Annotated in this window: 25 protein-coding genes; 16 read left to right on the top strand and 9 right to left on the bottom strand. The window is 50.4% G+C overall.

What is annotated here, in order from left to right; translation table 11 throughout:
• Window positions 1-6: 6 nt before the first annotated feature.
• Genes ABGT79_RS10360 through ABGT79_RS10340 form a run of 5 tightly spaced genes read right to left on the bottom strand, consistent with a single transcriptional unit; the run spans window position 7 to window position 4,683 of the window.
• Window positions 7-1,881, bottom strand: a complete 1,875-nt coding sequence (locus ABGT79_RS10360) for a hypothetical protein (RefSeq protein WP_346666105.1) — start codon at window positions 1,879-1,881, stop codon at window positions 7-9.
• 7 nt (window positions 1,882-1,888) lie between these two features.
• Complete coding sequence (locus ABGT79_RS10355) at window positions 1,889-2,206, bottom strand: hypothetical protein (protein ID WP_346666104.1); 318 nt, start codon at window positions 2,204-2,206, stop codon at window positions 1,889-1,891.
• A gap of 49 nt (window positions 2,207-2,255) precedes the next feature.
• The gene (locus ABGT79_RS10350) at window positions 2,256-2,993 is read right to left on the bottom strand and encodes a hypothetical protein (protein ID WP_346666103.1); all 738 of its coding nucleotides are present in this window, start codon (window positions 2,991-2,993) and stop codon (window positions 2,256-2,258) included.
• Window positions 2,994-3,008: 15 nt separating this feature from the next.
• Complete coding sequence (locus ABGT79_RS10345; RefSeq protein ID WP_346666102.1) at window positions 3,009-4,463, bottom strand: hypothetical protein; 1,455 nt, start codon at window positions 4,461-4,463, stop codon at window positions 3,009-3,011.
• A 4-nt stretch (window positions 4,464-4,467) separates the two neighbouring features.
• Entirely contained in the window at window positions 4,468-4,683 is a 216-nt protein-coding gene (locus tag ABGT79_RS10340; RefSeq protein ID WP_346666101.1) for a hypothetical protein, read from the bottom strand.
• A gap of 198 nt (window positions 4,684-4,881) precedes the next feature.
• Here ABGT79_RS10340 and ABGT79_RS10335 point away from each other — a divergent pair, with 198 nt between their 5' ends.
• From ABGT79_RS10335 to ABGT79_RS10290, 10 genes are all read left to right on the top strand, one after another.
• Entirely contained in the window at window positions 4,882-5,181 is a 300-nt protein-coding gene (locus ABGT79_RS10335; protein ID WP_346666100.1) for a hypothetical protein, read from the top strand.
• Between the two features lie 146 nt (window positions 5,182-5,327).
• Window positions 5,328-6,131, top strand: coding sequence for a hypothetical protein (locus tag ABGT79_RS10330; protein ID WP_346666099.1), 804 nt, complete (start codon window positions 5,328-5,330; stop codon window positions 6,129-6,131).
• A 245-nt stretch (window positions 6,132-6,376) separates the two neighbouring features.
• Window positions 6,377-7,102: an amino acid ABC transporter ATP-binding protein gene (locus ABGT79_RS10325; protein WP_346666098.1), complete on the top strand. Its 726-nt coding sequence runs from the start codon at window positions 6,377-6,379 to the stop codon at window positions 7,100-7,102.
• A gap of 195 nt (window positions 7,103-7,297) precedes the next feature.
• A complete protein-coding gene (locus ABGT79_RS10320; RefSeq protein WP_346666097.1) occupies window positions 7,298-8,119 on the top strand; it encodes a transporter substrate-binding domain-containing protein in 822 nt (273 codons plus the stop codon).
• Between the two features lie 49 nt (window positions 8,120-8,168).
• Window positions 8,169-8,891, top strand: coding sequence for an amino acid ABC transporter permease (locus ABGT79_RS10315; RefSeq protein ID WP_346666096.1), 723 nt, complete (start codon window positions 8,169-8,171; stop codon window positions 8,889-8,891).
• Window positions 8,888-9,589 (top strand): amino acid ABC transporter permease, encoded by a 702-nt coding sequence (locus ABGT79_RS10310; RefSeq protein WP_346666095.1) that lies wholly within the window; start codon window positions 8,888-8,890, stop codon window positions 9,587-9,589. The genes ABGT79_RS10315 and ABGT79_RS10310 overlap by 4 nt, the downstream gene beginning before the upstream one ends.
• A 471-nt stretch (window positions 9,590-10,060) precedes the next feature.
• Window positions 10,061-11,176, top strand: coding sequence for a protein translocase subunit SecF (gene secF / locus ABGT79_RS10305; RefSeq protein ID WP_346666094.1), 1,116 nt, complete (start codon window positions 10,061-10,063; stop codon window positions 11,174-11,176).
• 909 nt (window positions 11,177-12,085) lie between these two features.
• Entirely contained in the window at window positions 12,086-12,319 is a 234-nt protein-coding gene (locus tag ABGT79_RS10300; protein ID WP_346666093.1) for a hypothetical protein, read from the top strand.
• Between the two features lie 562 nt (window positions 12,320-12,881).
• Window positions 12,882-13,490: a crossover junction endodeoxyribonuclease RuvC gene (locus ABGT79_RS10295; RefSeq protein WP_346666092.1), complete on the top strand. Its 609-nt coding sequence runs from the start codon at window positions 12,882-12,884 to the stop codon at window positions 13,488-13,490.
• 35 nt (window positions 13,491-13,525) lie between these two features.
• A complete protein-coding gene (locus tag ABGT79_RS10290; RefSeq protein WP_346666091.1) occupies window positions 13,526-13,771 on the top strand; it encodes a hypothetical protein in 246 nt (81 codons plus the stop codon).
• Between the two features lie 212 nt (window positions 13,772-13,983).
• Here the strand turns inward: ABGT79_RS10290 and ABGT79_RS10285 are convergent, their stop codons facing one another.
• Window positions 13,984-14,595, bottom strand: coding sequence for a TetR/AcrR family transcriptional regulator (locus tag ABGT79_RS10285; protein WP_346666090.1), 612 nt, complete (start codon window positions 14,593-14,595; stop codon window positions 13,984-13,986).
• A 103-nt stretch (window positions 14,596-14,698) separates the two neighbouring features.
• Here ABGT79_RS10285 and ABGT79_RS10280 point away from each other — a divergent pair, with 103 nt between their 5' ends.
• Complete coding sequence (locus ABGT79_RS10280; protein WP_346666089.1) at window positions 14,699-15,442, top strand: MipA/OmpV family protein; 744 nt, start codon at window positions 14,699-14,701, stop codon at window positions 15,440-15,442.
• 236 nt (window positions 15,443-15,678) lie between these two features.
• Here the strand turns inward: ABGT79_RS10280 and ABGT79_RS10275 are convergent, their stop codons facing one another.
• Complete coding sequence (locus ABGT79_RS10275; protein WP_346666088.1) at window positions 15,679-16,974, bottom strand: ATP-binding protein; 1,296 nt, start codon at window positions 16,972-16,974, stop codon at window positions 15,679-15,681.
• 221 nt (window positions 16,975-17,195) lie between these two features.
• On the opposite strand from ABGT79_RS10275, the gene ABGT79_RS10270 reads away from it, so the two are divergent.
• Window positions 17,196-17,950, top strand: a protein-coding gene (locus ABGT79_RS10270) for an IS5 family transposase (RefSeq protein WP_346664755.1) whose coding sequence is annotated in 2 segments (ribosomal slippage) — window positions 17,196-17,529 and window positions 17,529-17,950 — 756 coding nt in all. Because the reading frame shifts where the segments join, the coding sequence is not laid out codon by codon here.
• A gap of 361 nt (window positions 17,951-18,311) precedes the next feature.
• On the opposite strand, the gene ABGT79_RS10265 is transcribed toward ABGT79_RS10270, so the two are convergent.
• Window positions 18,312-19,274, bottom strand: coding sequence for an alpha/beta hydrolase (locus tag ABGT79_RS10265; RefSeq protein WP_346666087.1), 963 nt, complete (start codon window positions 19,272-19,274; stop codon window positions 18,312-18,314).
• Between the two features lie 405 nt (window positions 19,275-19,679).
• Window positions 19,680-19,817 carry a hypothetical protein gene (locus tag ABGT79_RS10260; RefSeq protein ID WP_346666086.1) on the bottom strand — a complete coding sequence of 46 codons (138 nt, stop codon included), beginning with the start codon at window positions 19,815-19,817 and terminating at the stop codon, window positions 19,680-19,682.
• 204 nt (window positions 19,818-20,021) lie between these two features.
• Here ABGT79_RS10260 and ABGT79_RS10255 point away from each other — a divergent pair, with 204 nt between their 5' ends.
• The 4 genes from ABGT79_RS10255 to ABGT79_RS10240 all read left to right on the top strand — a co-directional run bounded on the left by ABGT79_RS10255 (window position 20,022) and on the right by ABGT79_RS10240 (window position 24,047).
• Complete coding sequence (locus ABGT79_RS10255; protein ID WP_346666085.1) at window positions 20,022-21,899, top strand: TRAP transporter permease; 1,878 nt, start codon at window positions 20,022-20,024, stop codon at window positions 21,897-21,899.
• A 41-nt stretch (window positions 21,900-21,940) separates the two neighbouring features.
• Entirely contained in the window at window positions 21,941-22,918 is a 978-nt protein-coding gene (locus tag ABGT79_RS10250; RefSeq protein ID WP_346666084.1) for a TAXI family TRAP transporter solute-binding subunit, read from the top strand.
• A gap of 63 nt (window positions 22,919-22,981) precedes the next feature.
• Window positions 22,982-23,710, top strand: coding sequence for an SDR family NAD(P)-dependent oxidoreductase (locus ABGT79_RS10245; RefSeq protein WP_346666083.1), 729 nt, complete (start codon window positions 22,982-22,984; stop codon window positions 23,708-23,710).
• Between the two features lie 7 nt (window positions 23,711-23,717).
• Window positions 23,718-24,047, top strand: a complete 330-nt coding sequence (locus ABGT79_RS10240) for an antibiotic biosynthesis monooxygenase family protein (RefSeq protein ID WP_346666082.1) — start codon at window positions 23,718-23,720, stop codon at window positions 24,045-24,047.
• The last annotated feature ends 6 nt before the right edge of the window (window positions 24,048-24,053 follow it).

The raw sequence follows: 24,053 nt of genomic DNA, 5'->3' as shown, positions 1-24,053 counted from the left end.
CCTCTCTTATGCAAGACTCAGTTTCAGAAGTGCCATCCCATCGTGCTCATTATCAGATAGAGCAGTGATAAAACCTACAACGGCTTCCACTTTGTCCCCAGTTTGGAATATTCGCCCTAGGCCAGGCTTACATGACGGGACAACCCTCTTACCGAGGCTTTCCGAGCCAAGACTTTCAGGATTTTCCATACGGCACCTGACTCTTCCGGTGAGTCCGACGGGAATATAGGTTCTGAGGTTCCAAGTGAAACTATCCGAGCCGTCAGGTGCATATTCACCGCCAACAATGTGCCCGAAGGTGTCGGAATGAATGCCGGCAATAGCAATATCTCCTTCTCTGGCTTTACGGTACATGTCCCGCCCGTGTTTTACAGTTGCTTCAAGGTCAAGGGCTATGATGTCACCGGGGGCTGTTCTTTCATATGTTCCGTCATCATGAATCGCACGAGGAAAATATTCTGCGTAGTCGTTCCATACAGCGTTATGCACGGTGTTGCCGGTAATAGTACCGGTGACGGTAAGATTGCCTGTAATGGTTCCACCGGAAGTCGGGAGATAGGAAGCCTTAACCATTGCCTGCTTCACTCGAAGCGGCGTCATCGCCTTAGCGTTGTCCGTCCCGGCTTCGGCTTCAGCCTGCGTTGCGATACTCAGTTTGGTGTCGGTATTGATATCACCAACCAACTCATAGGAAGAGCCATCGTAAACAAACACGTAGGTACGATTCGCTGCAAGATACCCAGCGCTGATGGCCGCGTTACGATACTGGATAGCCTTGGCTCCGGTTCCGTTCACGTTGAGCGTGGGATTCGCCGCCGTGTTCGTGACGGTGAACCGTACAAAAATGACAGCACCGGTTACCAGAGTGAAACCAGTAAGAAACACTGTTTTGGCCGCTGTGGCTGCCGCCGTCGAGCAAGTACCATAGTGAGTTATGGCTGCAGAGCCGTTGAAGGAAACACCATCCAAGGTTCTGGCAGTTTGAAGTTTTGTAGCACTGCCTGCGTTACCGGACACAGAAGTAGGCGCAGCGGGCATTTTTATGGCTCTGCTGGCAACTGTCGTAACTCTTCCTTTAGTGTCTACCGTCACCTGCGGTACGTTCACACTCCCACCGAAAGCAATCGTTGCGGATGCTGTCGGCCCGTAAGAGCCCTCGGTAACTCCGCTGTCGGCCAGCGTCACGGCTATGCTTTTATCGGCTGAGCCGTCAAAGCTCGTGGAACCAGTTACATCGCCGGTAAGGGAAATCGTTCTCGCCGTAGCAAGTTTTGTGGCACTGCCTGCGTTGCCTGACACTGATGTGGGCGCAGCGGGGATTTTCACCGTCCGATTGACTACTCCCGTCACCCTGCCTTTGGCGTCCACTGTTACCTGAGGAACATTGAACGTAGCTCCGGCCGCAGGCGTTGCATTGGCCGTAGGGCCGTAAGAACCAGCCGTCACGCCGCTGTTCGCCAACGTCGCCGAGATACTCTTATTCGCAGAGCCGTCAAAACTCGTGGAGCCCGTTACATCGCCGGTAAGGGAAATCGTCCGCGCAGTCTCCAGTTTCACAGTGCTGTCTGCTTTGGTGGCACTTGTGGCCTTTCCTTCGGTAGGCAGTGCCCCGATATTTTCAGGCGTGATTTCCAGGTTCTCACGAGCGGCTTCGGCCGTGGTGGCTCCGGTGCCTCCCTTGCTCACAGGAACGGCGCTTGTCAAATCTGTCGGAGAATGGGTATACGCCTTCGGAGTACGGGCGTCAGACAACCTGGAGTCATCACCTTCACATACTGTATTTGCCGTGTTGCCGTAGGGAATAATCGTCCCAAGGATCTTCGTTCCCGTACCAAAAACGGACTTCTTTAGGTTTTCAATGCGTTGCAGAAGAGGGGGCATTGCCATTTTACTGAACCCTCACAAGAATTTCATAGTCCGTGGCTATTGTCTGATGGAATTGGATGGTAGTGGAAGGCATCCCGGTCGTTCCTACTTCTTTGTAAGAACAGCTGTCCGCATCAGTACCTCCGGCACACAGCACGCCGTCGAGAAAAACCTGCAATCGGCCGGAGCCTACAGTATAGGAAGGCACCGTGTAATCGGTATTGGCTGCAATATCGTCTTCTCTCGTACCGGCTGCGGAAAGCTGGACAGTTGAGGAACTGTCCAGCTCGAAAAGGATCTCTTCCTTTCCGTTGCTCTTACGACTGATTCTCAGACCCATATCTTTTCCTTCAGGGAAGGCGGACTTCCGCCTCCCCTCTCACTGGATGTTACACAGTCTTGCGAATAATCAGGCCACCCTCACGCAGGGTTGCGGGCACTTCGTCTTCCGCCCCCAGCACGGCGCAGTCCACCTTGGCTGCCTCGTCAACGGCGGCGCTGATGTCGGCAGCACTTTCAGTGAAGCCGAGATTGGTAACGGCTTCTTCAGCGGTCGTCGCACCGGTGCCACCTTCCTCAATGGCGGTGGTGGGATTGGTGCCACCGGTGACATGGCCCTGCTGATCCACGGTCACGGAACGATATGTGCCGGGGGAAACGGCGGAGTCGGGGTGAACATAGTTTTCAAGAGCGTTGATTTCCTCGGCGGAATGCGTCAAAGCGGCAACAAACTGGGCAGCGGCGTCAATGGCGGTCACTTCGGACGTGGGCTTGCCCTGAATACTTGCCCACTGTACGATTACGTCCATGCTTTCGGCTTCTGCCATCTTCACCCACTGGGAATCGGCGTAGATGTACAGAGCCGCACCGCTGGTCACGGTATCGTCGGCGGTGGCATCCTGCACCCAGCAGGAATCACCCTCGGCAGGAGAAAGGCCGTCACGCGCAGCGATATCGTCGACAACGCTCATGGTGCCCTTACCGGCAGCGAGTGAACGAAGGGCCTTGAGTTCGGCATCGACATTGCTATCGCCGAAGGAAACCTGGGCGGCCGTAGTCGCCGGATTGATGGGAGTTTCAACGCCGGAAACAAGCGTGGAAAGTTTGACGTTCAGTGCTTCAGCCATAGAATTTGTCCTTTGCTATTGGTTGGTTACAGATACAAAAATTGGATCGCCAAGCTGTTCGACGGCCTCTTCTGCACGCTTTGCAGCTTCTTCAGCGCGACCTACTGCCTCTTCCATTTCCTTGATACTTTCAGAAAGAGCCGTGGATGCCTTGACTATTTCAATGATCTGAGCGCCGGCTTCTGCATCAAAAAGCAGCGTTACCATGGAAGACTCCTGCCCTGCTTCCCCCACTTCATTGTAATTAGCAGGCACGCCGTCCGTTTCTGAGGACAGGTAAAGGCCGTCGAAGTAAAGTTCGAGTCTACCGCTGCCCACAACATAAGGAAGCGGCAGTTGCAAATTGCTTCCGGAGGAAATGCCCTCACTGAGGAGCATCCCATCCTTCTTTTCCACGGAGGTATTAACTAGCCCTTCAAGAGTCTCTGCGGCGTTTGCTGCCCAATCTGCGTCCTTTCTGGCGTCTGCGGCTTCTTCAGCAGCTGCCTCTGCCGAATCTCTGGCTTCGGATGCATCGCGTTCAGCTTCCACAGCTGCGCTTTCCGCCCTCTGTTCTGAAGCTGCGGCCGCATTTTCCGATGCTTTAGCGGCTGCCTCAGATAAAGCAGAGGCGTCTTCACTGGCCTTGGCCGCCGCTTCCGATGCCGCAGCAGCTTCTTCACTCGCCGCGGCGGCAGCCTCAGAAGCGGCAGCATTCTCTTCAGATACAGAAGCGGCTTCTTCCGATGCCTTGGCCGCAGCCTCAGATAACGCTGAGCTCTGAGCGTATTTACGGGCAGAAAGCTCGCTCGCGCGTGCGTTCTCTTCACTCTTTTTAGCGGCATTTTCCGACGCCTTGGCCGCTTCCTTGGACGCAGTAGCATCTTGAGAAGAGTACGCTGCGGAAGACTCGTAAGCGCTTGCTTTCTCGGCAGACAACCGGGCGGAGTCTTCACTGCCCTTGGCCGTCACGGCAGACGACGCAGCCGCAATTTCACTAACCTTTGCACTTTCCGCGCTGTCTCTAGCAGCTTCTTCACTGACTTTTGCCGCTTCCTCCGATGCTGCAGCACCTTTAGCTGCGTTTTCCGCAGCTTCCTGTGAAGTCAGCGCCTGGTTAACCATGGCAGCTACCCGGGCCGCGTTTTGTGACGCCTGCTGGGCATAGCTTGCCGAAGCCTGTGCATATGAATAGGCACTTGCAGCACTGTCAGCCGTGTTCTTTGCCGCTGCGAGAATTTCGTCATGATACCGATTTGCCGTCTCAGCCATCTGCCTGAGGTCAGCCATCTTTTCCCATAAAGCTCTCACAGAGGCTTCTATAGTTTTGGCTTCGTCGGCACTGTCTTTCGCTTGTCCTGCGTATGCTTCCACGCTGTTTTTCGTGGTTTCAATCATCGTCAGAGCGACCTGACTCTCTTCTGCCAGCTTGAGGCACAGTGCATAATACTCATGCACATCGGATGACATCTGAGTAAAGTCCAGCTTCAACTTCTCAATGTAGCTGGCATATTGTGCAGAAAATGTTGGCGTACTCCTGTGCGGACTGGCTGGCCTTCTTCATAAAGTCCAGGTAGCCCTCCACAGAAGAAACGTCCGAGCGCGACGTGTAAAGCGAGTCACGAAGTCCGGTAATGGCGCTTATAGGATGCTGCTCAGGAAGATCTCGCCCAGCGAGGTCTCCGTGGGTGATGATCGATTCGCTCATCATACTTTTATTCTGCATGGCTGTTTCCGGCAAAAGACTATTTTAAACATATTCAAGATTGGATGTTTAACTGCATAATGGTTAGCCCATCGAAGGTTCTCATTTTCCGTTCATCTGTCGAAGAACATACATGGAAGCTGAAACAATCCGGGTAACAGCACAATTTTTATAAGAAACAAATATGTAACTTCTGGAGTCGTTATGATTACCTCTATTGGCATTGAACAGTTTGAAAAGGAAGCCGGTGTGCTTGATCTTAGTCGCCTCGCTCTTCGCGGACTTAACCGTGGCGCAAGACAGGTATGGGCCGGAAATCTAGGCGGGCGCGCCGCATTCAATAACTACAAAAACATGATGGGCCGTGCGTTCCGGCATCAGACGCCCTGGCTGTACAACAATTACAGACGTATCGGGAATTGGATGCGAAGCGCCGGAACACCCGCTGCCACTTCCGCTGCAACCGTTGCGGCTGCCGACGCACCTGCACAGCAGCTTGTGTAGTGCATTACTGTAATGGTAGAGAAGCTTTTATGCCAAATGAAACAATTTGCCTGCAGTGCGTCCGGTACTATGCGCAGATAAAGCCCAGGCATATCTATAGTATCGTATTATAAAGTGCACACGGCACAAATTTATGGAGAATATGCATGGCCAAAAAAACTGCAGGCATATTGAGTGTTGCTAGAAACCTTGCCAACGCAAGAAGGGCCTACATTAATGGCAAAAATATTGTAAGTGCAGTTAATCCCTTTAATACAAGCGGTGAATTCGGACTTATTCCTCTGGCCAAGGAAATTGCTAAAGCAAAAATGACAGGCTGGCTTGGAAAGACCTATGGTAATCGTGTCGTATCAAGGTCCATGGCAAAAAAACCGAAGGGCTTTTTAAACGCTCTTGCTTTCGGTGGGTACCGCCATGCACGAAAACAGTCGAAAGACCTTGAAAACAGCCTCAGGCATGCCAACTGGCTTCAGAACGCTTCTCTGGCAGCTTCTTTGGCAAATTTTTTACCGAACAAGCTGCCGGGCTCCAGAGCGATAAAAAATGTTGCTTCCAAATTTGACAACAAGCTTAATGCTGCTGCATTGTTCAATAGCGGAAGACTCAATGCACTGAACAATGCAAAAATGCAGGGCCAGTATGCCAACACCAGTAAGGAGTTGCTGAAGTCCCTCGGGGCCTGGGGAACGCTTGGCGGCGCTGTCTATGCTGGTAAACGAGGCATAGACTACCTTACTACGCCTGGAGGCATGGTACAGTATTACCCTAACTCTCTTCCTTATAATGATCCGTATGAACTGCCTATGCCAAACCACTCACAGGGTGCTTACATGTATCCTGCCGCCCTGCCTGCGCCTGCTACTCAGTATCCCATGATGATCACGTCGCAGCCTTCCGCCCCTATACCCGTACAGAGGGGTTCGGCTGGCATGTATCCAATGGGTATGTAGACTAAATTACCGCGTGATTTTAGTAGGTTATCCCCCGGCAAACCCGGGGGATTACTTTTTGTTCATTCATTAAAAAAATACCTTTGCCTTCCACCTCCCCAAAAACAGTATGAACAATATTGACAAGCCAGAATCCTCCTGCTATCTTTTTTACATAATTGTTAACTATAATATGTGAAAAACATAATAAAAACAGGAAAATACAGCACTACAGAAAAGCTGCGCCTGTTGTACTGGAGAAAAAAGTGATCAAACTTTCCAACGTCCATAAATCCTTCGGAAATCATGAAGTGCTCAAGGGTATCAATCTTACAGTGCACGAAGGTGAAAAGCTCGTCATCATAGGACCATCTGGATCTGGAAAATCCACGACGGTACGCTGCATGAACGGCCTTGAAATACCTACTTCCGGTCAGGTTTTCATCGACGACGTTGAGCTGACCAAAAAGAACCGCATCACTCTGGTAAGAAGCACCTCTTCCATGGTGTTCCAACAGTTCAACCTGTATCCGCATTTGACAGTCATGGGCAATCTCACGCTTGCCCCCATCAAGCTGTTCGGAAAAAGCAAGAAGGAAGCGCAGGAACTTGCCCGCCACTATCTTGCTGTCGTCGGTTTGGAAGAAAAGGCCCTCGCCTATCCCACCACGCTCTCCGGTGGTCAACAGCAGCGCGTTGCCATTGCCCGTGCCCTATGCAGTCAGACCAAGATCATCCTCTTCGACGAACCAACATCCGCGCTTGACCCTGAAACCGTACAAGAAGTACTGAACGTCATGGTGAAGCTGGCCGGAGAAAAGAACATCACCATGGTCATCGTGACCCACGAAATGGGCTTTGCCCGCGAAGTGGCCGACAGAGTCATTTTCATGGACGACGGCACCATTCTTGAAGAAGGAACTCCCGAACATTTCTTTGTAAGCCCCACGCACGAACGTACAAAGCAGTTCCTCGGCAAGATCCTTCACTGACATCCCCTCTGAAAAACGTGTTTTCGGTGTGGAAGAAGGCCCGATTTCTTTTTTCCACGCACGGAAAAGACACTTTTTCCCACAGCCGCGGACTCCCGGGATGGGAAACGGTCTCAGTCACTGTCCCATTGAAAGCGGCCCTTTTCCAAGGCAAGGAACGGCAACGCCACTCGGCACAACAAGGAGACAGACAATATGAAAAGACTACACCGCATGGGCGCTCTTCTTCTTTCAGCCATCGCCATTCTGGCCATTTCCACCAGCGCGCCGGCAGCCACTCTGCCGGATGATGTACAGGCCATCGTCAAGCGAGGTGAACTACGTGTGGGTGTCAAGTCCGACGTGCCAGGATTCAGCATGCAGGATCTTTCTGGTGAATACGCCGGCATGGAAGTGGATCTTGCCAAAAAGATTGCCGAAGCCATGGGCCTCAAGCCCGACAAGGTTTCCTTCACCGCCGTGACGGCAAAAACGCGCGGCCAGCTTCTTGATACCGGCGACATTGACATGGTGCTTGCAACCTTCACCATCACGCCCGAGCGCAAGAATATCTGGAACTTCTCCTCCGCCTACTATACCGACGCCGTTTCCCTGCTGGTGAAGAAAAACGGCGGCATCAAGGGATACGCCGACCTTACAAGCAAGCTCGTGGGAGTAGCGGAAGGCTCAACTTCCAAAGATGCAATCATCGCTGCAGCCAAAGAAAACGGCGTTACCCTGACCGATACCGACAATATCCAGACCTTCCCCGACTATCCCTCCATCAAGGCAGCCCTCGACGCCGGACAGGTTCAGGCCTTCTGCGTGGACGGCTCCATCCTTTCCGGCTATCTCGACCCGAGCACGGAAATTCTTACCACTGTCCGCTTCGCCCCCCAGGAATACGGTGTGGCCACCAAGCTTTCCAACAAGGGCCTTGCTGCCTTTGTGGAAGAAAATATCACTAAGTGGCTTTCTGATGGCACCATCGACAAAATTATCGCAGAGCACAACGTCGCCCCCTCTTTTAAAAAATAGGCATCTTCAGGGCGCGGCTTAAGCCGCGCCGCAAATACAGGTTTGAACCGTGATCGAGCAAATACTGTCTCCCTCCTGCTGGCTCGTCTTTCTGGCCGACTGGCAGCTTTTCCTTCAGGCCTTCGGCGTAACCGTGATGGTTTCCATCGCCGCGCTGGCGCTGGCCCTGGCTCTGGGCGTCGTGTTCGGCGTCATGTCCACCTCGCATTTTCTTCTGCCGAGAAACGTGGCTCGGGCCTATGTGGAAGCTATCCAGAATACGCCGCTGGTGTTGCAGGCCTATGTGTTCTACCTCGCCCTGCCCTATATCGGGGTGATGATGGGACAGGTAAGCGTGGGCATCTTCGCCGTGGGCATCTATCACGGCGCGTACATCGCCGAAGTGGTGCGCGCAGGCATACAGTCCATCCCACACGGACAGTCGGAAGCCGCAGCCTCCCAGGGATTCACCTATGTACAGACCATGCGCTGGGTCATACTCCCCCAGACGGTGAAAATCATACTCCCTCCGCTGGTAAACCAGATGGTGAACCTTATCAAGAACACCTCCGTCATCGCCCTCATCGGCGGCACGGATCTTATGAACCGCACCAACGACTGGGCCACCAGCGGAGCTAGCATCTACGGGCCGCCGTTTCTGGTATGTGGCGTACTGTATTTTCTCCTATGCTTCCCTCTTTCTACCTGGGGACGGCGCTATGAGGAAAAACTGAAGAAAAAGGACAGCCATGCCAGCGAAGAGCTCAGAAAAATAGAGGAAGAACTGTCGTGATCGAGGTCATTACCCGCACCTTTACACCCGAAATACTTACTTATCTGCTTGGCGGTGCATGGCTCGTCATCGAGCTTTCTGTCGTCATCGTGATATGCAGCATCTTTTTCGGGCTTATTCTGGCACTGCTGCGAAGCTACGACAAATTCATCCTCGGCAGACTCGCGGGCGTGTATATCGAAATCTTCCGCAATACGCCTAATCTAATGTGGGTGCTCATCTGCTATGTGTATGCGCCCCTGCCTACGGCCTTTCTGCGCTGCTCCTTCGCCTTTGTGCTCTTCACCTCCGCCACCATTGCGGAAATCATCCGCGGCGGACTTAACTCCATCCCCAAGGGGCAGTTCGAGGCTGCATCCTCCCAGGGCTTCGACTTCGTGCAGACGCTCATCTACATCATCCTGCCCCAGTGCTTCCAGAACATCGTTCCCACGCTGCTCAGTCAGATCATCACCGTGGTCAAAGATACATCCTTCCTTTCCATGGTAGCCGTGGCAGAACTCATGTTCCGTTCCAGAAACGCGCTAGCTCTTCTGCCGCGATACACGGGGCAGACCGTGGGTATACAGCAAGTCGCGGCCATTTTCGGCTTTGCAGCACTCATCTACTTCATTATCAACTTCACTCTTTCCTGCATTGTCCGTCATATGCATAAACGTCGCAGGATTACTTCCAAGAAGACGGAACAACCTACCTGAAGAACTCCCTCTTTTTGAAAAAGGCCCGGAACACCGCGTTCGGGTCTTTTCATTTTTTTCCGCGTTTGCAGCCAGAAAACTCTTGCCGAATTTCCTGTGCTGCATTGGAGGTGATCCTTCTAACCTCTCCCTGAAGGGAGAGGTTTTACGTCGCGTTGGATAATTGCGGGTCTTAACTAAGATCCCCCCTTTAATTTTCAAAAAGTAAATTTTATGGATAAAAAATTCATTTTACTACTTGAATAAAATAATTCATTTTATGAGGCTTTCATTTAATTTTTATCACCAATTTCAAGAAATCACATAAAAACTGTTCAGATTTTTCATCTTCAGAGCCTTTTTCATATAAAAATATTTCTAAAAATTACAATGAGTTGACATTACTTTTTCATCTGGCCATGATGACAAGTCGGTTTAAACAAGGACAGTCTCGTATAACGACTGTGTTCCATTTGACAAGAAGGAGTTGTCATGGCTTTAGCTATCTTTTCTCATGAAACACATATTGACTTCGTGGGCTTTCGAAAAATAGCCTATGCGGTCTCGTGCATAACGGCACTGATTGGTTTGGTTGCCATTCTACTGAATGGTGGACTCAAATATGGCGTTGATTTCACCGGTGGTGTAGTTGTTCAAATATCATTTGAACAGCCGATTCCCGATGAACAGGTAAAAGCAGCATTAGAAGATGTCAATTTACCTGGTTTGATAGTCCAGCAGGTGGATACTGATAATCGAAACTACATGCTACGTTTTTCCGTATCCGATGAATCGACTCAGGAATTAAGGCAACGTGTGACAGACACACTTCACAAAACTCTTCCTGATAACAAGTTCATGATACAAAGAATTGAGTCAGTGGGACCTAAAGTCGGCAATGACTTAAGGAATATGGCAATTGAAGCCGTGTTCTACGCTGTTCTTTTGATAACGGTCTATATATCTGGCCGATTTGAACATAGCTGGATAACTGCTGGTATCATGGTTGCGGTTCTCTATGGTGCAGTGTATGGCGTATCCTATATAGGATTGAGTAAACTTTGGGGGGTGTTTTTAGGATTAATAATCACATTTGTATGTTGTTGGAAGCTCAAGCTTAATTTTGCTCTAGGGGCTACGTTGGCACTTGTGCATGACGTTATTATTACAGTCGGACTTCTGACACTGTTGAATGTAGAAATAGACCTTAATGTCATAGCTGCTCTTCTTACACTCGTTGGCTATTCCATCAATGATACCATCGTCGTGTATGACAGAATACGGGAAAATCTCAGAAATGTTCCACATGACAGCAATATTAAACCGTCGATGGAGTCGGTAATCAACGTATCTGTGAATCAGACACTATCACGTACTGTCATGACATCTGGAACCACGTTGCTGGCAAGCCTCGCTCTATATTTTCTTGGTGGAAATGTAATACACAGCTTCGCTCTAACCATTACGCTTGGCATTATTTTTGGTACGTTTTCGTCCATATTCGTGGCTTCTCCCATTCTCATTGCATTTGGAAATGTTGATTTCTATCATACTAAAGTGAGTCAGAAGATCGAATTCGAACGTCCCGGAGAACACGGTATAGTTTAGTCTTTGGAAACTGTCCTAGATTTTCCTAGATGGGGTGTGTCTGCAAACCTCTTATCGAAGCCAGATGAGTGAAGCAGCAAAATAAATGCAGCAAAAATATTTGCCAGTTTGTTATAGCGTGTTGCTATGTTGCGTTATTCTTTGATCTTACTGAAGAAAACCTCGATAAGGAATCTTTCCTTATCGAGGTGTCTGTCAATAGCTAAGGGATGATAGTTTGTTCTTCAGGTAGGAATGACGGCCTTACATTCTCGAATATATGGCACATTGATTATTTTTCTGCTGTCGTAACCCATGACGCAATGCAGGGAGTGCAACACTGCGCTCCCTGCATTTTTTAATTTAATTAAGCTATCTGCAAAAAAAAAGAATCATCCTGCCTGCATGGGGCCAGAACAGGATGATTCAAGGGGATATTGTGACAAATGAATATTCATTTATCACAGGAACGCTGAACACGGAATATGCTAACACTCAGCGTTGTTAAATAAGAGCTTAAAATCAATGCTTCGTCAAGAAAAACAACGAAACAAAAACACTAAATACCAAAATCGGCACAGCATACTGTGCAAAGATGACAAAGAGCGGCTTTTTCAAGCAGCACTGGCAGGTTCCAGTGTCTGAGATTTCAAACCGAAACCTCTGATGACGCTGACTTGCCACACGGCCCCGCCTCATTGATAGCCTAAAAAATCCTTTGTTTGGTTATCTGTGTGGAGGCCTGAATCCCGATCGCGGAGGAGGTGGACGCCGTGGAACTCGTCCCGGAGGAGGGCGATGCCCGTGTGGGGGTGGTGGAGGTGGCACGCACCCCGACAAAACGGTAGCGGAGAGACCAATACTGCAAATAGCAGCGAAAACGCGAAGAAACGAACGGCGTTTCATTAAGTGCCTCCTGTCAGGAGTTGTATGGAAACGCTTGAAATCCATTCTTATCGGAAGATATATCTGAAATGTGGAGGCAGGGCAAGAAAATTAAAAAAGAAGGCAGACCTTGCAGGTAAGATCAAAGTAGCAAGGTCTGCCGAGCAACTGTGGACACTCAGGTGGGGAAAGAGACGGGTGTCCACAGTGTATGATGAAAGGAACGCAAGCAATACTTTCTTCAGGAGACACGTCCCTTCTATATTAGATATACAATGAATACGAGTACAGGTCAATTGGTAGAAGTGACATTGTCTGAATTTTCACTCTAAAATCAAATAAATTTATAAAATCAAATAGTTAAATCTATCACCTTTTAACTTATCAAAGGTTGTATATAGGTTATGTTTTTTCACATAAGCCAACTTCGCAACAGTCTCATAGCAAGCAGCGTCATCTTCGATCCGAATACGGCGAACTTGAATTCACTGTGCCGTTGTTCGATGAGTTTGTACTGCGTACGATGGTTGAGAACTAAAACTTTTCAAACAAAAAAAGTAAATATTAAACATTTCTTGTGACGTCCGCAAACTACAGCATAATCATGCGGAGACAGTCACTTGGAAAACATACTGCACATACAGAGAATCAGGCAGCGTCGCATAAAGAAGATGTCTGCCGATTCCATACCCGTAGAACCATGTCATCAGTGCCACCGACATACCTGGGATAAAGACGGAGATCCAGGCTCCTGGTATTGCTTTATATGCGGTAACACAGGGTACTACAGTAACGGCGATTTCATTCAGGACTGCGATATGCGCAAAAGCGTGGGTTTGGAATGAAAACCTACGCGGGCATAGACCCGTCCATTACCAACACCGGTGTTGTATTGCTGGACGAGCGCGGCAGAACTCTTGCCACGTACAACAGCAAAACAGGGTGTCGTAAGAAAGACTACGCTTCCGACATTCTCTTCTATAGAAGCCGGGCGGACGAAATAATCAGTTTTATAAGAGAGCGTTCTGCCGACGGCCTTTCCGCCGCCGTGTATGAAGACTATTCGTTCGACTCCGTGCATAGAACGTATTCTCTTGCCGAGTACGGCGGCATTCTGAAAATGACGCTTATGACCGCTTTCCCGAATACAGCATTCCATTTTTCAGCCCCTGCGACAATAAAAAAGTTCGCTACAGGCACAGGAACGGCAACCAAGGAAATGATGCGGGACAAGGCTGTTTTCGAAAGTGCACTCATAGCGAATCTTGGCGCTGGGGAACGGACTTTTGATGTGTGCGACGCCTACTTCATGGCGAGCATGGCAAGGTACGTGCATGAGGAACTGCGCGATATCATAAAAGGTTGCCAGGACAAAGCACTGCTTCGCATGAGGCTTGAACTAGCTAAAAAACAGAGAGAATCATGGAAAACGGTAATCTTTCCCTCGTAGTGACAAAAGACGGTAAATTCGGTTTCATAGGAACCATGGAACGCTACGACGACACAGGCATCTGCCTGAATAAGGCTGTCACGGTGTCCTACGCCATGGACGGCAGCGACTATTTCCTATCGCTCGGCCAGACCCCCTTAGGCAGTATCAATCACATGGAGAAAACGTCTACGCTCATTCCTTTTGACAACATCGGATATGTTCTTGAATTTGAGAACAACCCGGCGAAGCATCCGATAGCCGATAAATACAGAAGCTTTTTCACTGAGGCATCTGAATAGAAAACAGCTCTATTAGAAATTGCTGGCCGACCGCATTCCACTCTTCAAAGAACCTGAAAAAGCCCCGTTCAAATGTCCTTGAAAGGTTTTTTTGTACGAGGCTTCTCTTTTTTACTCCAGAAGCTTTCCTGTAGCCGCTTTCTAAGACGTGTCTGCAAATCTCTTGTTAAAGTCGGTTGACATTCTCACAAACCTAAAGGCTGTAGAAAGTATCAATCCATAGATTGTGATAGATCAAATATTTTTTTCAAAGCTTTTTGTATATCTTCAATTGGTATACATTCACTGTTTTCTTCTTCTAATATGCTATTTATTAATATAGATCCAATAGCACAAGATACCGATATATAGGCTAGAGTGTTATTGATGTTTTCTCTTTTCAAATTATCAAAAATTAGCTTTGTTCTTTTTTTAATAATTTCTTTTGCTTTATTTGATTGTGATGAAAGCATAATAATATTCAATATATAGTTATTATCTATATTATTATGGTTAGATAATATTTTTAATGTTCGTATAATGAAATCTTTATCTGCATCTTCATCGTAAAAAAACTCTCTTCTAGAACTTATATTATCTAATACAGCAGAAAATAGTTCTTCTTTAGAAGAAAAATAACGAATTATCAACGAAGGATCTACTCCTGCCATAGAAGCAATCTGGCGCATTGTGACGTTGTCATAAGGATTCTTGGTGAAAAGTCTCTCTGCACTTTCAAGGATCCTAGCCTTTGTCCTAGAAGCGTTACGTTTCTGTCCTGAGACTTCTTGATTCTGCTGCTTTTGTATATAGCAGTCAGGTTTTATTTCCTTTTTATTGTCCATGACTATTCTATCCCTAGAGCCGGTTTTCAAATGTCAACACGCGTTGACTTAATGTTCTGAAAAAAGTATCCCTTTTTCCACACCACTTTTCAAGGAGTTTGTGATGAAACTACGTTTTGCAATTCTGTTGGCAGCAGCACTCATGCTTTCTGGAAAACCAGTCATGGCGGATACTTTTTCCATCAGTGCCGGAGCATTTGCCGTACAGTCTGAGTATAAGGGATCCGACGCTCGTGTGCTGCCCACCCCTATCATTGACTATGAGGGGACCCGCTTCTACCTCAAAAATACGGAAGCAGGAGTGTTTTTGTGGAACGACGGCATGCAGAAAGTATCTCTGGGCGTAAATCTGCTCCCACAATACTTTCGGTCAAGCAAAAGTGATGACTACGCCATGAAACAGCTTGACAATCGTAACATCACGGTACTTGCAACCCTTAGATATAATCTCACCACGGATTTTGGCTCCCTGAATCTTTCTGCTTCCGGCGATATCACGGGTACCACTGACGGCTTCATGGCTAGTGCCAGTTATGCCTACCCTATACACTGGGGCGGCCTGTCCGTAGTGCCTCTCGCTGGTGTTATGTTCTCCAGCTCCGACTTCAATGACTATTATTATGGAATCAGCCATAGTGAAGCACGTCGAAGCGGGTTCAACTATTATTCACCGGACTCAAGTATCACTCCGTTTGTTGGTGTGAAGGCAATCTATGCTTTTACGGACCACTGGAGTGTTTTTGCCTCCTGGAATATGACTTTCCTGGATGACGAGATAAAAGATAGTCCCATGGTTGATCGTGATACTCAGCATATTTTCGGCGGCGGCATCACGTATACATTCTAAACATAGATCTAGTGAATGTCGTTGAAGAACGACATGAATTGACATCCTCCCCCTCAAGGGAGGGGTTTTACGGCGCGTTGGATAAAAAAGAAAGTCCTAAATATCATAGAGATCTGGGACTTTCTTTTTTTTTTGACGAAGTATGTGGTGTATATGTGTGTAGGGCGAGCTAAATTCCAGGTAAAAGAGTTTTTGGGCTACGCAGGAATAACGTATCCGAGGTCTTGCAAAAGAAGCTATACACAAAAAGCTGCATACAACGGCACAGATCGAAGATTCTCGACCTGACCAAAATTCCTAAGAGAAAATCGTATGTTATACGTCGGATAATATTTTCCACTGAAGACATTCAGGCTGCGCGAGCGCACATTGATTCCGCTCTTTACCTCAATGCCGGTAATCTCGTTTTCTTTCTGCAAAACAAAGTCAAGCTCGGCAGAGCCGTCACTTTCCCAATAGAAAAGAGGATAGCCGTTAGCGGTAAGCTGCTGAGCAACATAATTTTCCGCAAGTGCCCCCAAAAACTGATTTTCAAGATCGGAAAGAATGGTTTGCTGTGCAATACCAGATTTTAACGTCAGCAGTCCCACATCTCCCATATAAAGCTTGAACGATGCCAGCTCCATGTGAACGGAAATCGGCTCGTAAGCATGATTTATTTTCTGGCATTTTAGAACGACGCCCGCCAAATTAAGCCACTCTATGGAAGCTCCGAATATGGCCGAGCTCCCACCCTTCTGCACCACCTTATATTGGAATTTCCTGTTTTCCTTGGCAAGCTGAGCGGGAATGGACTGATAACAGGCTCTGATTTTGACGCTTTCAGAAGCCGAAGCATATTTCGCCATGTCGGCTACATAGTTATCGACAATCTGTCCTTGTACGAGTGTAACGTCGAGGAAACTCTTTTCCTGCAGGAATGTTTTCACACAGGCTGGCATACCCCCCACGATAAGATATTCCCGGTACAGATCCACCGCCTGCTGATGCAGGCCGTCGGGCAGTGGCTCCATGAAGTCATAGGCCGTCCGGATATCTTCAGCAAGAAGACTCTTCCCTCTAGCCCATAAAAATTCTTCAAAATCAAGAGGAAACAGCGTTGTCGTCTCAACCTTACCCACGGGAAACGAATACCGCTGCCGGTTGACAGCCACGCCGAGCAGACTTCCGGCCGCTGCAACGTGATATTGCGGAGCCTCTTCACAAAAATATTTCAGAGAGGTCAGCGCCCGTTCACAGGATTGTATTTCATCGAAAATAAGGAGTGTCTTTCCCGGAACTATTTTCTCTCCGCTTGCCGATTCCAGATAACGGATCAAACGCTCCGGCGATATATTCTCACCAAAAAAAGAGGCTACCGTCAGGTTGGCTTCCAGATTGACATAGACCACGTTGCTGAACTGCTCTTCCCCAAACTTGCGCAGAATATAGGTTTTTCCAACCTGTCTCGCGCCGTTCAAAAGAAGCGGCTTCCGTTCTTCGTCGGGCCTCTTTTTCCAATACAAAAGCAGCGTTTCGACTTTTCTTTTCACGAACTCTCCCCCTTTTTCTTTTTCTAACCCAAGAGTTCATGAAAGTTAAGTTCTAAAAAATATATTTTTTTTGATTTTTTTGAACTTAAATATTCTGCCCCTCTCCTCTCACTCCTGACAGCTCTTTGCACTGCTCTAGGAAAATATCGCTCAACTAGGCTCAGGACTCATTAATTGCCAAAAGGGTAAAAAGTTCTTATTGTCGGCATAGGGAGGATGCCATGAAGGAACTTTTTTATCTTTCTCATGAACAGATTGCTCGTATCAAACGCTACTTTCCTCGTTCCCACGGCATTCCGAGAGTCGATGACAGGCGTGTCGTCAGCGGCATTATCTATGTCATCAAGCATGGCCTGCAATGGAAAGATGCCCCGCGCGAGTATGGACCATACAAAACTCTCTACAATCGTTTTATCCGCTGGAGCCGATTGGGTGTCTTTAACAGGATTTTTGCGGAGCTTGTTGAACAAAACGGCTCCACAACACGCTTGATGATTGATACCACACATCTCAAGGCACACAGGACAGCAGCAAGTTTGCTGAAAAAAGGGGCCTTTCCCGATGTATCGGACGCACAAAAGGCGGCCTGAATTCAAAACTCCACGCTGTCTGCAATGCCTTCGGTCAACCGTTGGCCTTCCATCTGTCCGGCGGTCAGGTGAGCGACTACAAAGGCGCTGCTGTCCTGCTTGATACTCTGCCGCAGGCCAGGGAGCTTCTGGCGGATAGAGGCTATGATGCCGACTGGTTTCGTCATGCCTTGTCCCGTAAAGGAATCACGCCGTGTATTCCTGGCAGACACAGCCGAAAAACTCCGGTGGTCTATGACAAGGAGGTTTATAAGCAGCGGCACAAGATAGAAATCATGTTCGGCCGACTCAAGGATTGGCGCAGAATAGCCATGCGTTATGACCGTTGTGCACACACGTTCTTTTCGGCCATTTGTCTCGCTGCCATTGTCATCTTTTATATTTAATGAGTCCTGAACCTAGCGGACAAAATGCGTCCTATGGTCTATGAATTAGGCTTCCTGAAATAGTCTGCTCTCCTCAAAAACGCATAAGCCCCATTAAGGACTCAGTATCCTTAATGGGGCTTTTCTTGTGTTTGAAGCGTAAAACTCCCTTACAGCGTGAAGCGAAATCAACCTTTTTCGAGAACAGAGCCTTATTTTATATCAACCTGCAGCGTGTCTTTTTACAACCTCTGAATGCAATAAAAAGGGCAGATGAACGATCTGCGTCCATCCGCCTTTTGTTTGCCCGAACGTCGGCTCAGGCGGCAGCCTAGGAAAGATCCGGGCCGTTCCCACTCCTTTTTTTATTGCCGCTTCCGCATCAGTTCTTATTGAGGAAGGCCATGACCTTGTTGCGGAAGTCCTTGTAGAACGGCTTTTCCATCATCATGGCATGGGCAGCGCCCTTGATTTCCACCACTTCAGAGCCCGCGGGAAGCTTCGGCTGAAGGGCGTGGAACAGAGTCTTGTTGATGTACGGATCTTTGTCGCCTGCAATGACGAACGTCGGAACCTTCAGCTGTTCCGGAAAGATAAGCAGATTGGACGGATCCGAAACGAGATCGCGGCGGCCGCCGTTGGGGCTGCTGCTGCCGTCGTAGCGCCAGCAGTTGGACTGAAATTCCGCCACCACAGCGGGTTCCACGAGGCTGTAGTCGATATCGCCCTTGTCGGTCATCTGAAAGTCGCCGGCGGCGTGTATCCAGGTGTTGTTGTTGAACGGCGAAGTCACGTTGCCTGCTCCAAGTCCGCTCAGAATGGGCGCGTACAGCACAAGACGACGAACCATGTCGGGATGCTTTGCCACAAAACGACTGCTGGTCACCGTGCCCCAGCTCCAGCCAAGCACGTCTATCTTTTTCTGGCCGCTCTGCTTCACCACCGCCGCGGCTGCGGCCGCCACGTCTTCCGCGGCATAGTCCGAATTGGGCAGGAATCCGTCTTCCACCGCCTGCGACTGACCATAGCCGGCCACGTCCAGACGCCACACGGCATAGCCCTGATCGGCAAGAAAGCGGACCAGGCTGTAATCGCCGTAATTCACGTCGAATTCATGCGAAGAATAGGTCAGTCCGTGTACGAGCAGAATATTCTTCTTCGGCGAAGCGCCCGCACGCTTCATGCAGTCAAAGTGCAGCTTGTAGCCGTTGCGCTCCAGAGGCAGCACGGCGTAGTCGTACGCGCGCTCGCTCTGATCGGCGGCAATCGCGGGAGAAAAACCGGAAACAGGGAAGAAAGCCAGCTGCAAAGCCAGTGCAGCGCAGGCCAACAGACGGAGAAACATACAAGAACTCCTTAGTTCAACATGAACAGAAATACAGAACCGCAGTTCTGCATATGACAGCCTTAATCATACTAGACTCCCGGAATATGATTTTTGTCAATACGTCATGCCTGATTCATTTTTGTATCGTCATGAACATATTCATAATATATCATAATAAAACTTCATAAAACATGCATTTATCAATACATATTTATAAAAAATACATACATATTTTGAAAAATCACATACGAATCCATATAAAAATATAAAAATTTTCATCATTAACAGCATTTTTTAAATTTATACGTTTTCTTCACTTTTCTGTTCGCTATTTCAGCGTCTCCCCTCTCGGAGCGCTGTGCGGCTTTTCGACATTACGATGACAAAAGCCCCCCCCCTCATACGTCGCTCGAGCAGACCAGTTCAGGCGGCAGACATTTTTAATATATCTGCCATATCGAAAATCAGTTTTCTTTGAGTTCCCCCCACACAGCCTTGAACGCCACCCTTCAACATGTTGAAAAATAAATAATTATTTTTTTCCTTTGATGCTTCCTTCATGTCCCAGCTTGCTGAGACACACAGGTTATTCACCGGTAACAATTTGAAATATCAAATAATATAAATTATTCATATTAAAAATATATACGGAGATGATGATAAAGGTATTAGCATAATTTTTCTCTTGTCATATATATATTGAGTATCTCCCGAAAAGGAAAACATGCCATCCTTTTCATCGACATTTTTACTGGGGGAGGACCCATGTTGACACGAGCATCTCTCAAACCTGTGGCAACCGCCATAGCGATACTGTTCACCCTGTTCCAGATCTACTTTACCGCCTTCGGCGTGCTGGAAGGCACGACCATGCGGGCCGATTTCCTCGGTTTCGTCATGGTGCTTATTTTCCTTCTCTACCCTCCGTTCAAGCCGGTTGAAGGAAAAAAAGAGCCGGTGATCCTCGTGCTTCTCGACATCTGTCTGTGTATTCTGGCCATCGCCATTTCGGCTTACATCACCCTGCACAGCGACGAAATCATGATGCGCATGCGCTATGCCGAAGAAGTGCCGCCTCTCGCATTTTTCCTCGGCTCCTGCGCCATTGCCCTCACCCTTGAGGCCACGCGCAGAACCACGGGCTTTCCGCTGGTCATCATAGCGCTCGTCTTCCTTGCCTACGCCTTCTGGGGCGACGTGCTCCCCTCCGCGCTCAAGCGCATGCCCATCACTCCGGACATGATCCTCGAATGCATGTATCTTTCCAACGAAGGACTGTACGGCATTCCCACCTCCGTGGCCACGGGCACCATTTTCGGTTTCATCATGTTCGGCGCGTTTCTTGAACGCTCCAATATGACGAACATCTTCATGGACATCGCCTGCCTTCTCACCAAAAACTCGCAGGGCGGGCCCGCCAAGGTGGCCATCTTCGCCTCCGGCATGTTCGGCACCTTCTCCGGTTCGGCCGTGGCCAACGTGTACGGCACGGGCATCTTCACCATTCCGCTCATGAAGAAGGTCGGCTATCAGCCTCACTTCGCGGGCGCCGTTGAAGCCGTGGCCTCCACCGGAGGACAGATCATGCCCCCCATCATGGGCGCGGCGGCCTTCCTCATGGCCGATCTCGCAGGCGTGCCCTATCTCGAAGTCGCCAAGGCCGCTCTGCTGCCCGCCATCCTCTACTACCTCTCCCTCTGGAGCATGATCCACTTCGAGGCCGTCAGAACCAATCTCGGCTACATCGACGCCTCGCTCGTTCCTCCCGTTTCCCGCGTCGTCAAAAGGCTGTACTATCTGCTCCCCATCGTCATACTCGTCGCCATCATGTGCATGGGCAAGAGCGTCAGCCTCTGCGCCAATGCGGCCACGCTTTCCGTGCCCTTCATCGCGCTGCTCAGCTCCGAAACCCGCTTCACCTTCCGCAGCTTCTGCGAAGCGTTGGAACTCTCCGCGAAAAACGTGCTCATGATCGGCAGCTGCTGCGCCTGCGCCGGCATCATCATAGGCGTCATCTCCCTCACCGGCGTCGGCTACAAGCTCATGGCCGTCATCACCTCGTTTGCCGGCAACAATCTCTTCCTGCTGTGCGTCTGCCTCATGATCACCTGCCTCGTGCTGGGCATGGGCGTGCCCACCGCTCCCGCCTACATCATCGTGGCCACCCTCGGCGCTCCCGCCCTCATCAAGGCCGGCTGCCTGCCCATCGTCGCCCACATGTTCTGCTTCTACTTCGCCATTCTCTCCGTCATCACTCCGCCGGTATGTCAGGCTGCCTTCGCAGGCGCGGCCATTGCCGAGGCTCCGGCCATGAAGACCGGCTTCACCGCGGCAAAACTCGGCACCATCGCCTTCATCGTTCCCTTCATGTTCATCTACGCGCCGGAACTGGCAGCGCAGGGCAGCGGACCCGCCATCGCCCTGGCCGTCGTCACCAGCATCATCGGCGTGGTGCTCCTGGCCGGCGGCGTGCAGGGATATCTGCTCGTGCCCGCGAGCATCGTCGAAAGACTCATGCTCATCGGCGGCGGCCTGTGCATGGTCATGCCCGGATCGGTCACCGACCTGCTCGGCATCGCCCTTGCCGCTGCCGTCATTCTCTTCCAGATCATGAAGAAGCGCCGGAACAGCATTCCTGCCTGATGCGCTTTCCACCCAACCTCATTACCTTCAAGGAGATTGTCATGCACACCAAGTTCGGAACCGTTGCCCTGACCTTGCTGCTTTCGCTCGTCACCTCCGCCTCCGCGCTCGCGGCCGACAAAATCGAAATCAACGCCGCGGCAGGCAATCAGGGCGGCGTGTTCTATGTCGGCATGGGCGCCGTGGGCAACGCCATCATGAAAGACAACCCCGACATCGACTACTCCATGTTTCCCTCGGCGGGACTCACCAACGTCATCCGCGTGCAGAACAACCAGAGTCAGATAGGCGTCATCCAGTCCAACAACGGATACATGGCCGTCAAGGGCATCGCTCCGTTCAAGAAGCCGCAGACCAACATCGCAGGCCTCGTCAATATGAACACCAGGGCGCACACCCACATTGTGGTGTCCGAAGCGTCGGGCATCAAGTCCATGGAAGAAATCAGGGATAAAAAACTGCCCATACGCATCAACATCAACCCCACCGGCGGCAACAACGAAATGGTGCCCCGGCTGGTCTTTGAAGCCTACGGCATCGGCTGGAAACAGCTGCGGGAAAACGGCGCCAAGCTGTTCCCCCTGTCCATTCCCGACTCCATCGACATGATGAAAGACGGCCGCATCGACGTGGACGTATATCACGGCGAAGAGCCCGCCTACAAGTACACGGACATCATGTCCACCGTGGACATCCGCTTCCTCGACGTGGATCCCGCAGTGGTGCAGAAGGTTGCCGACGACTACGGCATGACCATTACCGAATTCTCTCCCGAAGCCTACGACGGCAAGGCCAAGGGCATCCGCGGCCTTACCTCGCACACGGAAATCATCGTGAACGCCGGCATGTCCGAAGACCTAGCCTATCGGCTCACCAAGTCCATCATCGAGCACAGAGAAGACATCGCCACCGCCGTTCCGCTGTGGAGCACCATGACTCCCGAAGTCGCCTGCCAGACCACGGTTCCCCTGCATCCCGGCGCGGCAAAGTACTACCGGGAAATCGGCGTTCTCAAGTAAATCCTCCTATGATCTGAAACCGGCGGCGGAGTTCTCCTCCGCCGTCTTTTCACGGAAGACATCATGACCAGACCCGTTCTCATCGTTACCGGCTCCGCCACGGGGATAGGACTTGCCGCCGCCCGTCTGCTCAGTTCCCGCTATCTTGTCGTCACCACCTGGAACCGCACGCCTCCCGCACAGGCGGATCTCGACTTCATCAACGGCGCGAGCGTGCAGTGCGATCTCTCCAGGGAAGAAGACTGCGCGCGCCTCGTGCAGGAAGCCTGCCGACTCGGTCCCCTGCGCGGACTCGTGCATTCGGCCGCCGTGAATCCCACGCCCGCGCCTTCCGTGACGGAAATGTCGCTGGAATTCTGGAACCGTATTCTCACCAACAATCTCACCAGCACGTTTCTGCTGTGCCGGGCCGTGCTGCCCGAGCTGCGCAAAAACGGCGGCGGCTCCATCGTGCTCGTCAGCTCCACGGCCGGACGCAACGGATTTTCCCTGGCCGGCGGGCAGCCCGGTCACGCCAAGACGGCCTACGCCACCAGCAAGGCGGGCATCATAGCCTTCACCCGCGGCCTGGCCAGAGAAGTGGCCGGAGAGAACATCCGGGTGAACTGCGTGGCTCCCGGCCCCATAGACACGCGCATGCTGCCCAACCGTGAGGCCACGGAAAAACGGGTGCCCATGGGCCGCATCGGAACCCCGGAAGAATGCGCAAAAGCCATTTCCTTCATGCTGGACGAAGCCACCTTCACCACGGGCTGCACCTTCGACGTGTGCGGCGGCCAGTACATGAGCTGAGGCGACCATGAGTGCATACGCCATCACTTCCCGCATGCGGGCAAAGCAGGGAATGGAAGAGGAATTCGCCGAGCTGCTCGTAGCCTACGAAAAATCGTGCGCCGGACATCCGGGACTTATTTCGCACTGCCTTCAGCGCAACATCGACGATCCACGGGAATTTCTCTTTCACGAAATCTACGACTCCAAAGAGCATCTGATTCAGCACAGAGCCGCGCCCGAAAACAAGCGCTGGGCTCCGGTACGAGACGCCCACATCGACGAAAGACATGTCCATACCTGGGAGCTTCTGAACATGGAAGGGCCCGCCGCCCTGGCGTGGAAAAAGCACGACTAGACCGGC

Source organism: uncultured Mailhella sp., assembly GCF_963931295.1.
Taxonomy (GTDB): domain Bacteria; phylum Desulfobacterota; class Desulfovibrionia; order Desulfovibrionales; family Desulfovibrionaceae; genus Mailhella.
Note: the sequence above shows the minus strand (reverse complement) of the source record. Positions and strands in the feature narration are given on the sequence as shown.

Bases quoted from the DNA above. Each gene is read 5' to 3' on its own strand.
- ABGT79_RS10360 (WP_346666105.1), bottom strand. From the start codon at position 1,881: ATGCCCCCTCTTCTGCAACGCATTGAAAACCTAAAGAAGTCCGTTTTT.
- ABGT79_RS10355 (WP_346666104.1), bottom strand. From the start codon at position 2,206: ATGGGTCTGAGAATCAGTCGTAAGAGCAACGGAAAGGAAGAGATCCTT.
- ABGT79_RS10350 (WP_346666103.1), bottom strand. From the start codon at position 2,993: ATGGCTGAAGCACTGAACGTCAAACTTTCCACGCTTGTTTCCGGCGTT.
- ABGT79_RS10340 (WP_346666101.1), bottom strand. From the start codon at position 4,683: ATGATGAGCGAATCGATCATCACCCACGGAGACCTCGCTGGGCGAGAT.
- ABGT79_RS10335 (WP_346666100.1), top strand. From the start codon at position 4,882: ATGATTACCTCTATTGGCATTGAACAGTTTGAAAAGGAAGCCGGTGTG.
- ABGT79_RS10330 (WP_346666099.1), top strand. From the start codon at position 5,328: ATGGCCAAAAAAACTGCAGGCATATTGAGTGTTGCTAGAAACCTTGCC.
- ABGT79_RS10320 (WP_346666097.1), top strand. From the start codon at position 7,298: ATGAAAAGACTACACCGCATGGGCGCTCTTCTTCTTTCAGCCATCGCC.
- secF (WP_346666094.1), top strand. From the start codon at position 10,061: ATGGCTTTAGCTATCTTTTCTCATGAAACACATATTGACTTCGTGGGC.
- ABGT79_RS10300 (WP_346666093.1), top strand. From the start codon at position 12,086: ATGGAAACGCTTGAAATCCATTCTTATCGGAAGATATATCTGAAATGT.
- ABGT79_RS10295 (WP_346666092.1), top strand. From the start codon at position 12,882: ATGAAAACCTACGCGGGCATAGACCCGTCCATTACCAACACCGGTGTT.
- ABGT79_RS10290 (WP_346666091.1), top strand. From the start codon at position 13,526: ATGGAACGCTACGACGACACAGGCATCTGCCTGAATAAGGCTGTCACG.
- ABGT79_RS10285 (WP_346666090.1), bottom strand. From the start codon at position 14,595: ATGGACAATAAAAAGGAAATAAAACCTGACTGCTATATACAAAAGCAG.
- ABGT79_RS10280 (WP_346666089.1), top strand. From the start codon at position 14,699: ATGAAACTACGTTTTGCAATTCTGTTGGCAGCAGCACTCATGCTTTCT.
- ABGT79_RS10265 (WP_346666087.1), bottom strand. From the start codon at position 19,274: ATGTTTCTCCGTCTGTTGGCCTGCGCTGCACTGGCTTTGCAGCTGGCT.
- ABGT79_RS10260 (WP_346666086.1), bottom strand. From the start codon at position 19,817: ATGAAGGAAGCATCAAAGGAAAAAAATAATTATTTATTTTTCAACATG.
- ABGT79_RS10255 (WP_346666085.1), top strand. From the start codon at position 20,022: ATGTTGACACGAGCATCTCTCAAACCTGTGGCAACCGCCATAGCGATA.
- ABGT79_RS10250 (WP_346666084.1), top strand. From the start codon at position 21,941: ATGCACACCAAGTTCGGAACCGTTGCCCTGACCTTGCTGCTTTCGCTC.
- ABGT79_RS10245 (WP_346666083.1), top strand. From the start codon at position 22,982: ATGACCAGACCCGTTCTCATCGTTACCGGCTCCGCCACGGGGATAGGA.
- ABGT79_RS10240 (WP_346666082.1), top strand. From the start codon at position 23,718: ATGAGTGCATACGCCATCACTTCCCGCATGCGGGCAAAGCAGGGAATG.